This window comes from Mycobacterium sp., assembly GCF_044342925.1.
Lineage (GTDB): Bacteria > Actinomycetota > Actinomycetes > Mycobacteriales > Mycobacteriaceae > Mycobacterium.
This window is the reverse complement of sequence record NZ_JBIIOV010000119.1, coordinates 1-10,088: the sequence shown is the minus strand read 5'-3', so window position 1 is coordinate 10,088 and position 10,088 is coordinate 1. Positions and strand designations below refer to the sequence as shown.

Sequence of the window (10,088 nt, the reverse complement as noted above, 5' to 3'; positions counted from 1 at the left end):
AGCGCCATCGCCAGCGTCGGCAGTCGCATCCAGATGCTGGCCGTGGAGATGTGCGCCCAGATCGCCAGCAGGTCGTAGTACCAGCCGAACGGCGACTCCGGCGTGCCGAACCAGCGGTAGTAGTTGGCCATGTAGCCGGCGTTGTCCGACACCCGCGCCATGGTCAGGATGTAGCCGTCGTCGGAGGTGTTGGCGCCGACGAAGTGCCACCACACCAGCACGGCCAGCACCAGGACGTCCAGGCCGCTCAGTCGCCACCACCGAGCCGGCAGGAACCGGCGGTGCCGGATGCCGTCGGCGGTGTCGAGGACGTGCAGCGCCCCCAGTGCCAGCACGGTCATCGCCACGCCCAGCAGCATCGCCACCAGCTTCAGCGCGGTGGGCCCGGTGCTGTAGCGGGTGTCGATGGTCGCCGACACGTTCAGGCCAGCCGGCGCCGGCCCGGACAGGTCGGTGAAGACGCCGACGATCTGCGGCCGCAGGTCGCCGGCGCGTTCACCGCGCCGCGGGCCGCCGGACTCCGCGCTGAGGCCGGCGAATTCGCCCGTCACCAGATCTGCGCGCGCGGTGACGGTCAGCGTGCGGCAGGCCGGGCTGAGCACTTCGCTCATCGGCGCCGCCAGCACCGGGGTGTTGCGCACCACGACCACCAGATCGTCGTCGGCGCGCTGGATCAGCAGACCGCGGTCGACGGCTTTCGGCGCCTGCTTGGGCGCCGTGGAGAGCAGCACGGTGTTCGACCCGGTGAGTCCGGCGGCCGCGCTGCACGGCACATTGATGGTGAGATCCGTTGGGACGTAACCGATCAACGGTGCGGTGACACTGGACAGTGTGCCGTTCTGTGGCCAGTTCAGCTCGGCGGTGGTCTGCTTGACCGGGAGAAACGGGGTGAGGATCGCCAGCAGGGCGCCGAGTAGCCCGGCGATCGTGGCGATGAGCCGGGCGGTTCGGTAGTTCCCCCGGGACTGCGTCACGGGCCTAGATCGTAATTGGCGCTGAGCACTGTCACGCGCTAGCTCTTCCGGATCGCCAGGACGAACGGCCCGATGTTCGTCACGCTGAAGTGCGGCTCGGCGAACAGTCCGGCGTCGAGGTCGACGGTGTAGCGGCGCACATTGGGCTGATTGGGGTAGACGTCCTCGGCCAACCGCAAGGTATAGGTATTTGCGGACCCGGCGGCCCCGCCGCGGCGCATCAGGAACACCGTCGGCGCCGGCCACGGCAGCGCGTCGAGGGCCTCGGCGAACTCGGCCGGGTCGGTGAGCTTGCCCCAGGATTCGATGGCGGCGGCCCGCTTGTCGAACTCCGCGAGCGGGTTGGCGTAGTGCGACGTCAGCCCCTGGAACCCGAAGTAGGGGTAGTACGACAGGAAGCTGTAGTCGGCGGTCATCACCACGGTCTCGTCGCGCGGCTTGCCGGTGGCCTCGCGGATCAGCTCGTCGACCTTGGGGTAGTACTTCTCCGAGCCGGGCGGGCGACGGTCGCCGCGCCGGCCGTCGCCGTCGGTGTCGGTGTAGGCCACCGCGATGTCGGGGCTCAACACGTGCGGGATGTCCTGGCTGAAGCCGATCGCCCCGATCAGGCCGATCGCTACGCCCACCGCAATGATCTGCCGGTTCCATCTGGCAGCCGCCCACCGGGCGACCTCGATGAAGCCGAACACCCCGGCGGCGGCCAGCAGCACGCTCAGCGTCGGCTGTAGCCGGAAGGACAGCAGCGTGGTGCCGACCAGCGTGGTCAGCATGGACAGCAGCGACCAGGCGTAAATCGACAGCACGCCCAGCCCCAGCGCCGCGGCGCGTACCGAGGTTAGTCCCCGATCGCTTCGCTCCTGCCCGCCGGACCTGACGCTGCGCCAGGCCACCCAGACCGTTCCGAGCATGCACAGCGCCCCCAGTAGCGAGAACTGCAGCATCGGGAAGCTCAGCACCGCTCCGTCGCCGGGCAGGTAGTGCTGGGCGGCGCCGGTGTCGCTCAGCGGGCCGCGGGCGGCGCGGATCATGAACGGTAGCCAGGTGATTGCGCCCACGGCGGTCGCGATCACCGCCATCACCACCAGTCGCTGCAGTGGGCCGACGCTGCGGCGCACCACGGCGGTCACCATCGCCATGATCGTGACGGTGAACGCGGTGTAGGCCAGCAGCAGGGTGTAGAAGGTGGCGGCGAAACCGAGGAACAGCCCGACGCCGACGGCGGCCGCCCAGCCTCCCCTGCGCGAATGTCCTTGCAGTCCAGACCACGCCAGCACGAGAACCGGCGGGATCAGCACGGTGATGATGGCGGCGTAGGGCTCCGGGGAGGCGTAGGCCAGCGTGACCGCGGCTGTCGCCGTGGTGACCGCCAGGGCGTACTCAAAGCGGATCATGGCCGCCCACAACGCAAATGCCACCGCGACGGCGACGGCGATCGTGGTGATCGCCCACGGTTTGTACATCTCCCAGGCCGGCGTGCCGGTGAGCGCGGCGGCCCGCCCGCCCAGCCAGAACCAGCCCGGCGGGTAGAACGGCGGCAGTCCCGCGTAAGTCATGTCCCGCAATTCCGGGCTGTCGGTGAGCCGGGTGAGGTATTCGGTGCGGAACTGCTGGTCCACCGAGATGCCGAACAGGTACAGCTTGGTGGCGCCCAACGGCATCCCCAGGGTCACCACCACGAACGCCGACAACAGCACTGGCGCCCCGATCCTGGCTGCCCACTGGATGATCGGGCGCCGCCGCCGCCACAGCGCGCCGACGGCCACCAGGCCGAGCAGGCAGGCGACCTGGCCGGCGGTGGTCAGTGCGTGCAGTTGGTTCGACGACGGGAACGCCGGCCACTCCACCGTCGAGATCGCGGACAGCCCAACCACCGACACGACAACGGCGACTGCTGATGCCAGCACCGTCTGAGCGGCGGTGGAGACGCCGTTGCGCACCGACTGCACGGGCAACTCAGATCGGAAGTTTGCGGAAAACGGGCCGGGGGATGTGCCGCAGCACCATCATCACGTAACGGAAAGTGCCTGGCGCCCAGACCAGTTCCTTGCCCTTGGCCGACGCGGTGACGGCCAGGTCTGCGACGTACTCCTTGTCGACGGTCAGCGGCGCCTCCTTGACGTGGGCGCTCATCCGGGTGCGCACCTGACCGGGCCGGATCACCAGCACGCCCACCCCGAACGGCTTGAGGGCCTCGCCGAGGCCGAGGTAGAACCCATCCAGGCCGGCCTTGGTGGAGCCGTAGACGAAGTTCGAGCGGCGCACCCGCTCACCGGCCGCCGAACTCATCGCGATGATCCGGCCGAAGCCCTGGCCGCGCATCTTCTCGCCGAGCAGTACGCCGACGGAAACCGCTGCGGTGTAATTGATCTCGGCGATCTGCACGGCCTTGCGCTGGTCCTGCCACAGCTCCTCGGCGTCGCCGAGCAACCCGAACGCCACGATCGCGACATCGACATCACCGTCGTTGAAGCACTCGTCGATCACGGCCGGGTGGCTGGCGGTGTCGACGGCGTCGAAGTCCACCAGCGTCACCGACTTCGCACCGGCCCGTGTCATCTGCGTGACGGCGGCCTCCCGGCCCGGGTCGCCGGGCAGCGCCGCCAGGATGATCCGCGCCGGAGCGTCGCGCAGATACCGCTCGCAGATCGCCAGCCCGATCTCCGAGGTGCCGCCGAGCAGCAGAATGGTCTGGGGGTTACCCACCGCGTCGAGCACCATCTAGAGCAACTCCAAACGTCGGGCCATGTCCGAGGCGAACACCGCGTGCGGATCGACTCTGCGGCGCACCGCGATCCACTCGTCAATGCGCGGGTACATGGCGTGGAAGGTCTCGGCGCTGGTGCGCGAGTCCTTGGCGGTGTAGAGCCGGCCGCCGAATTGCAGCACCCGGCGGTCCAGGTCGGTGACGAACTCGTTCAGTCCGGCCTTGATGGGGAAATCCACGCAGACGTTCCACCCCGGGATCGGAAAGCTCAGCGGCGCTTGGTTTCCCGGGCCGAAGAGCTTGAACACGTTGAGGAACGTGTAGTGACCGGAGGCCTGGATGTCGACGATGATCGCCTGGAACTCCTCGACGGCCTCCATCGGCACCACGAACTGGTACTGCAGGAAACCTGCCGGACCGTAGGCGCGGTTCCACTCTCCGAACATGTCCAGCGGGTGGTAGAACTGCGTCAGGTTCTGGACCTTGTTCCGGTACGTGCCCGACTTGCGGTACCACAGCTCGCCGATCGGGCCGAAGGTGTACTTGTTGGCCAGCCCGTTGGGAAAGATGTCGGGGAACGTCAGCAGTTGTGGCGCATCGAATTTCAGCGGATTGCGTTGCAGCTTTTCGGGTAGCTGGTCCAGCCGCGCCAGCGAGCCGCGGGAGATCGCCGCGCGGCCGAGTTTCGGCGGCGGGCTGATCGCGTCGAACCAGGCGCTGGAGTAGGTGTAGTTGGCCTCGCTGCCGTCGCTGTGGAAGGCGATGGTCTCGTCCAGACTGCGGGTGACGTCGCCGTCGGCGATGAAGTAGGCCGTCTCGGTCGGCGTCATCTCGATGCTGGCCCGCATGATGATGCCGGTCAGACCGTTACCGCCGATGGTCGCCCAGAACAGGTCGGACTCCGGGCCGTCCGGGGTGATGGTGCGCACCTGCCCGTCGGCGGTCAGCAGGTCGATGGAGCGCACGTGGTTGCCGAAGCTGCCGGCGCTGTGGTGGTTCTTGCCGTGGATGTCGCAGCCGATCGCCCCGCCGATGGTGACCTGCCGGGTGCCGGGCAGCACCGGCACCCACAGCCCGCAGGGCAGCGCCGCCTTCATCAACTGGTCCAGGCTCACCCCGCCATCGACGTCGACCATCCGGGTGGCGGCGTCGATGGAGTGGATCCGGTTCAGGGCGGTCATGTCGATGACCAGTCCGCCGCCGTTCTGCGCGTTGTCGCCGTAGGACCGGCCGAGCCCGCGGGCTAGAACCCCGCGGTGGCGGCCGTCGGCGGCCTGGTCGGCGGCGCGGACCACGGCGCGGACGATCTCCTCGGGATCGGGGGTCGTCAGAACGTCGGCGACCGACGGTGCGGTGCGCCCCCAGCCCATCAGCCGCTGCGGTGTGATCGTTGCCGACATCGTGACGAGGTTACCGTCACGCGCGCGGCCGCCGGAAAATCCAGACACGCTGGACCACGAAGTTGATCACCGTCGCCGTGCCCTGCGCCACCACGAACGCCACCGGCAGCGCCCAGTCCTGGTAGTCCAGGAGGCGCAGCGTGAGGTGATTCAGGCCGACCTGCACCGCGAAGGTGAGGGCGTAGAGCACCATCACCTTGACGAACCGCGACCGGCTGGGCTCGGCGCCGAACGTCCAGCGCCGGTTGATCAGATACGCCGTCAGCGTGCCGGCGATAAAGCCGATCGCCTTGGCCAGATCCACCTGCACACCGAACTGCTTGTAGAGCAGGAAGTACAGGCCGAAGTCCACGATCGCCGAGAAACCACCGGTGAGCACGAACCGCAGCAACTGGGTCTTCAGACTCAACGGCGTGGGGTGGGCGATCTCGGCCATCGCGGGAAGCTTACGGGCAGGATGATCCAGGTGGCTGGCTCTGCCGGCCGACCGCTACCGGTGCAACAGCGCCGCCATCCGGGCGGAGTACCCGCACATCCACGACGAGGTGTTCCGCAAGGGTCGCATCCAGGTTCTGGTCGCCCTACTCGATGCCCCCGCGGTGTTCCGCACCGACCACGGCCGCCGCGAATGGGAGACCGCCGCCCGGGACAACATGCGGTCCGAGCTGGCAGAGCTCACCGGTTGAGTCTCAGGCCAGCAGGTCGCGCCGGCCCGGCAGGAAGTCGGCCGGCGGCACCGGCAACAGGTGCCGTTCCAGGTCGGCGTTTCGGTCGGCCCAGTCGGCGCGCACGTACTCCGGCCGGATGCAGTCGCGGACCCGGGACAGCTGGTCGGCGAAGCGACTCGACAGCTGGGCGACGATCTGCGATTGGGGCGGCATGCCGGTCTGGATACCCGGCTTCGACGCGCTTCGGAAGCGCCGTTAATGGCAACTCTGCCGTTATGTCGAATCTTGCGGTGCGGATGGCTGAACTGGCCAGGGCGGTGGCGGCCTGAGCGCGGCCAAGGGCCGTTAGGCCCTTGCGCAGTCCGCGACCGTCCGGACACGATGTGGCGCATGGCGAATGATCCGATCACCGTCTTAGACGACCGTGAGGCGTGGAATCTACTGGGCAGCGTCGCGCTGGGCCGCTTGGTGACGTCCTTCGGCGGGCAGTTGGAGATCTTCCCGGTGAACTTCGTGGTGCAGAACGGCGCCGTGCTGTTCCGCACCGCAGAGGGCACCAAGCTGTTCACCACCGTGATGAACGACAAGGTGCTCTTCGAGGCCGACGACCACACCACGGCCGAGGGATGGAGCGTGATCATCCGTGGCACCGCGAAGATGCTCAGCAGCGCCGAGGAGATCCACGACGCCGATCAGACCGGGCTTATGCCCTGGGTGCCGACGGAGAAGCTGCGTTACGTGCGGGTTACCCCGAGTGAGATCAGTGCGCGACGGTTCCAGTTCGGACCCGCACCGGACCAGGGCAACGTCCCCGGCTGAATTGCCAAGTCTTGCAACAAAGAACGCCCGGGCCGTGGACGGCCCGGGCGTTCTATTCAGTGCTGCGGCGGTTAGCCGCGACCGGTTCGGGCAGAGCGGGTGTGCCCGCCGCCCGAACGGCTTGTCCGCTGCGCCTCGAACGCGTCGCTGTTCACGGTGTAAATCCACCGGGTCAGGCGCTACACCCAGTACGGCACCCGCGCCCGGTACTGCTTGAGAGCCAGTGCCGCCGCGCACCAGCCGAGGATCGTCAGGACGATCACCACGATCCAGTGTCGCGGCTCCTGCTGGGCGCCGAGAAGTGGTGCGCGCAGGATGTCCAGGTAGTGCAGCAGCGGATTGAGTTCGATGATTCGCCAGTACTTTCCGGCGCCCTGCTGCTCGAGGGTGTCGGCGTTCCAGATGATCGGGGTCATGAAGAACAGCAGTTGCACCAGCGAGTTCAGCAGCGGCCCGATGTCACGGTAGCGGGTGGCCAGGATGCCGAAGCAGAACGACACCCACACGCAGTTGAGCATGATCAGCACAATCGCCGGGATCACCGTTAGGTCGGCCCACGACCACGGTTTGGGATAGATGATCGCGACGATCACGAAGATGACGATGTTGTGGGCGAACAGGATCATCTGCCGCCACACCAGCCGGTAGACGTGCACGCTCAACGGTGTCGGAAGCTGTTTGATCAAGCCCTCATTGGCGATGAACACCTCGGCGCCCTCCAGGATGGAGGCGTTGATCATGTTCCAGATGATCAGCCCGAGCGTCACATAGGGAAGGTGCTCGGACAGCGGCAGTTTGAACAGCTTGGAGTACAGCAGGCCCATCGCCACCGCGGTGGTTCCGGTGGCGATGGTGATCCAGAACGGACCCAGCACCGAGCGGCGGTACTTCTGCTTGATGTCCTGCCAGCCCAGGAACAGCCACAGCTCACGGTTGGTGAAGCCGTCGACCAGGTCGGCCCGGGCGCGGGCGAAGGTCCTGGACTGGTTGCCCGATTCCACGACGGTCACTGGGTGCTCCCGGATGCGACGTACTTCTCGGCGAACTTCTCCTGACGACCCAACTTGCGCAACCGGATCCACTCCCGAAGTCCGGCCGGGTCGCGTTTGGTGACGAGGAAATACCAGCCGAAGCGCACCCACTCCTGCGGCAGCAGTTTGCGCAGGCCGGGCTGGGACAGCACATAGCCGCGATTGCGGTAGGTGAAGAACCGCTTGGCCGGGTCGTCGGGGTACTGGGTATGCATCCGCCCGCCCAGGATGGGCTTGAACTCGTCGCTGCCGTAGGGGTGCAGGTACACGGTGTCCAGGCAGGTGCCGAACGGCAGGCCGCTGCGTACCAGCCGGCGGTGCAGGTCCACCTCGTCGCCGCGGATGAACAGCCGGATGTCCGGAACGCCGACCGCCTCAATGGTTTCCGCGCGAAACAGCGCACCGTTGAACAGCGACGCGATGCCGGGCAGCAGATCCTGGCCCGCACCTTCGGTGCGCAGTTCGTCGGCGCGGCGGCGCCACACCAGACCGCGGCGCAGCGGGAAGGCCAACTCGTCGGGTCGGTCCAGCGCGCACACCATCGGCGATACCTCGGCGAGGTTGTGCCGCTTGGCGCAGGCCAACAGGGTGGCCAGCACCTCGGTGTCGCGGGGACGACCGTCGTCGTCGGCCAGCCACACCCAGTCCGCGCCCAGGGCCAGGGCGTGCAACATCCCGAGCGCGAATCCGCCTGCGCCACCGAGGTTCCGGCGTGAGCCGAGGTAGGTAGACGGCACCGGCTGGCGCTCCACCAGATCCCGCACGTTCTCGTCATGATCGTTGTCCACCACGATCAGGTGGTCGATCATCCGGCTCTGCGCGTTCACTACGTCCAGCGACGTGGCCAGTTCGTCGCGCCGGCGGTGGGTGACGACGACCGCGCACACCGTCTCGGTCGCGCCGTCAGTCACGGCTTTAGTCACGGGGTGGACCAATCGCCGGCGTGTTCGGCGAGCACGTCGCGGACATGGCGGGCGGCGTCCTCACCCTCGTAGGCCCGCACCACCTCCTCGATGCTTCCGGCAAGCCGGATGGTGCCGTGGTCGATCCACATCGCCGTCTTGCACAGTCGTGCCAGAAATTCGTTGGAGTGGCTGGCGAACACCAGGATTCCGGATCGCTCCACCAATGCCTGCAACCGGTTTTGGGCCTTCTTCAGGAACTCGGCGTCCACCGCGCCGATACCCTCGTCGAGCAACAGGATCTCCGGGTCGATGCTGGTGACCACGCCCATCGCCAGGCGCACCCGCATACCGGTGGAGTAGGTGCGCAACGGCATCGACAGGTAGTCGCCGAGTTCGGTGAAGTCGGCGATCTCGTCGACCTTGGCGGCCATCTGTTTGCGGGTCTGCCCCAGGAACATGCCGCGGATGATGATGTTCTCGTAGCCGGTGGTGTCCGGGTCCATGCCGATGCCGAGGTCGAAAACCGGTGCGATGCGCCCCCGGATGACGGTGGTCCCCCGAGTCGGTTCGTAAATGCCCGACAGCAGCCGCAGCAGGGTGGACTTACCGGCGCCGTTGTGGCCCACCAGGCCCACCCGGTCGCCCATCTTCAGGCTCAACGTGATGTCGCGCAGCGCCTCGATGACGACGACGTTGTCGGCGTTCTTGCCGATCGTTCCGCCGGCTTTACCCAGGAACGCTTTCTTGAACGAGCGCGCCTTGGCGTCGAAGATCGGGAACTCGACCCAGGCGTCACGGGTCTCGATCGAGGGATCAGGTGTCATCCGGGCGCATCTGACCTAGAGGTACTGACCGGTTCCGTGCGCGCCGTTGCCGACCGGTCCGGCCGTCCCGGGCGGCAGGGAGCCCTGACGCATGTGTTCCAGCTGGGCGCGGGCCGCCATCTGCTGGGCGAACAACGCCGTCTGGATGCCGTGGAACAGACCTTCCAGCCAGCCGACCAGTTGCGCCTGGGCGATCCGCAACTCGGCGTCCGAGGGCACCGAGTCCTCGGAGAACGGCAGGGCCAGGCGGTGCAACTCGTCGCGCAACTCCGGCGCCAGGCCATCCTCGAGCTCGCTGATGCTGGTGGCGTGGATCTCGCGTAGCCGGGTACGGCTGGCATCGTCGAGCGGCGCGGCTTTGACCTCCTCCAGCAGCTGCTTGATCATCGTGCCGATCCGCATCACCTTCGCGGGCTGCTCGACCATGTCGGTGATCGAGCGCGCCTCGTCGTCGCCCGCGGCCTCCTCGGACCTAACGCCGGTGATGACCTCGATGTTGTCGTCGTCGCTGTTCGCCGTCATGCCTCGTTCCTGCTTCCCGCGCTGCCGCGCCACTCGTAGATGCGGGCGCCGCCGTTGTCGTAGATCTTGGCCCACGACGTGGATCTGTCTAGTGACACTAGCCCGTCGGGCATCACGAAACCCCGGACGACGGGGCTGCTGATGAGCACATATTTGATGTTCAGCGCCCGCACCACCTCGGCAATCCGCGGATCGTGGTCGGCGTCGTCGGCATAGGCCCAGAACAGGAATCGGTTGCGGC

12 protein-coding genes and 1 pseudogene are annotated in these 10,088 nt (G+C 67.3%); 2 read left to right on the top strand and 11 right to left on the bottom strand.

Annotated elements, in window-relative coordinates:
• From ADBZ6I_RS12695 to ADBZ6I_RS12675, 5 genes are all read right to left on the bottom strand, one after another.
• On the bottom strand, positions 1-974 hold a 974-nt coding region (locus ADBZ6I_RS12695; protein ID WP_526384346.1), incomplete at its 3' end, for an arabinosyltransferase domain-containing protein.
• A gap of 38 nt (positions 975-1,012) precedes the next feature.
• Complete coding sequence (locus ADBZ6I_RS12690) at positions 1,013-2,911, bottom strand: arabinofuranosyltransferase (RefSeq protein WP_526384348.1); 1,899 nt, start codon at positions 2,909-2,911, stop codon at positions 1,013-1,015.
• A gap of 16 nt (positions 2,912-2,927) precedes the next feature.
• Complete coding sequence (dprE2, locus tag ADBZ6I_RS12685) at positions 2,928-3,692, bottom strand: decaprenylphospho-beta-D-erythro-pentofuranosid-2-ulose 2-reductase (RefSeq protein WP_526384344.1); 765 nt, start codon at positions 3,690-3,692, stop codon at positions 2,928-2,930.
• Positions 3,693-5,078, bottom strand: coding sequence for a decaprenylphosphoryl-beta-D-ribose oxidase (gene dprE1, locus ADBZ6I_RS12680; RefSeq protein WP_526384342.1), 1,386 nt, complete (start codon positions 5,076-5,078; stop codon positions 3,693-3,695).
• A 16-nt stretch (positions 5,079-5,094) separates the two neighbouring features.
• Positions 5,095-5,514: a GtrA family protein gene (locus ADBZ6I_RS12675; RefSeq protein ID WP_526384340.1), complete on the bottom strand. Its 420-nt coding sequence runs from the start codon at positions 5,512-5,514 to the stop codon at positions 5,095-5,097.
• 109 nt (positions 5,515-5,623) lie between these two features.
• On the opposite strand from ADBZ6I_RS12675, the gene ADBZ6I_RS12670 reads away from it, so the two are divergent.
• On the top strand, positions 5,624-5,764 hold the full coding sequence (locus ADBZ6I_RS12670; protein WP_526384338.1) for a hypothetical protein: 141 nt from the start codon (positions 5,624-5,626) through the stop codon (positions 5,762-5,764).
• A gap of 3 nt (positions 5,765-5,767) precedes the next feature.
• Here ADBZ6I_RS12670 and ADBZ6I_RS12665 read toward each other — a convergent pair whose 3' ends face one another.
• Positions 5,768-5,959 carry a hypothetical protein gene (locus tag ADBZ6I_RS12665; protein ID WP_526384336.1) on the bottom strand — a complete coding sequence of 64 codons (192 nt, stop codon included), beginning with the start codon at positions 5,957-5,959 and terminating at the stop codon, positions 5,768-5,770.
• Positions 5,960-6,136: 177 nt separating this feature from the next.
• Between ADBZ6I_RS12665 and ADBZ6I_RS12660 the strand changes: the two genes are divergently transcribed.
• Positions 6,137-6,565, top strand: a complete 429-nt coding sequence (locus ADBZ6I_RS12660) for a pyridoxamine 5'-phosphate oxidase family protein (RefSeq protein ID WP_526384334.1) — start codon at positions 6,137-6,139, stop codon at positions 6,563-6,565.
• Between the two features lie 179 nt (positions 6,566-6,744).
• On the opposite strand, the gene wzm is transcribed toward ADBZ6I_RS12660, so the two are convergent.
• From wzm to ADBZ6I_RS12635, 5 genes and pseudogenes are all read right to left on the bottom strand, one after another.
• The gene (gene wzm, locus ADBZ6I_RS12655) at positions 6,745-7,575 is read right to left on the bottom strand and encodes a galactan export ABC transporter permease subunit Wzm/RfbD (protein WP_526384332.1); all 831 of its coding nucleotides are present in this window, start codon (positions 7,573-7,575) and stop codon (positions 6,745-6,747) included.
• On the bottom strand, positions 7,572-8,507 hold the full coding sequence (gene glfT1, locus ADBZ6I_RS12650; RefSeq protein ID WP_526384330.1) for a galactofuranosyltransferase GlfT1: 936 nt from the start codon (positions 8,505-8,507) through the stop codon (positions 7,572-7,574). Before glfT1 ends, wzm begins: the two co-directional genes overlap by 4 nt.
• Before the next feature lie 8 nt (positions 8,508-8,515).
• Positions 8,516-9,325 carry a galactan export ABC transporter ATP-binding subunit Wzt/RfbE gene (gene wzt / locus ADBZ6I_RS12645; protein WP_526384328.1) on the bottom strand — a complete coding sequence of 270 codons (810 nt, stop codon included), beginning with the start codon at positions 9,323-9,325 and terminating at the stop codon, positions 8,516-8,518.
• 15 nt (positions 9,326-9,340) lie between these two features.
• Positions 9,341-9,847 carry a proteasome activator gene (locus tag ADBZ6I_RS12640; protein ID WP_526384326.1) on the bottom strand — a complete coding sequence of 169 codons (507 nt, stop codon included), beginning with the start codon at positions 9,845-9,847 and terminating at the stop codon, positions 9,341-9,343.
• Positions 9,844-10,088 (bottom strand): annotated as a pseudogene (locus tag ADBZ6I_RS12635) (DUF6541 family protein); the annotation flags it as partial. The pseudogene ADBZ6I_RS12635 and the gene ADBZ6I_RS12640, both read right to left, overlap by 4 nt.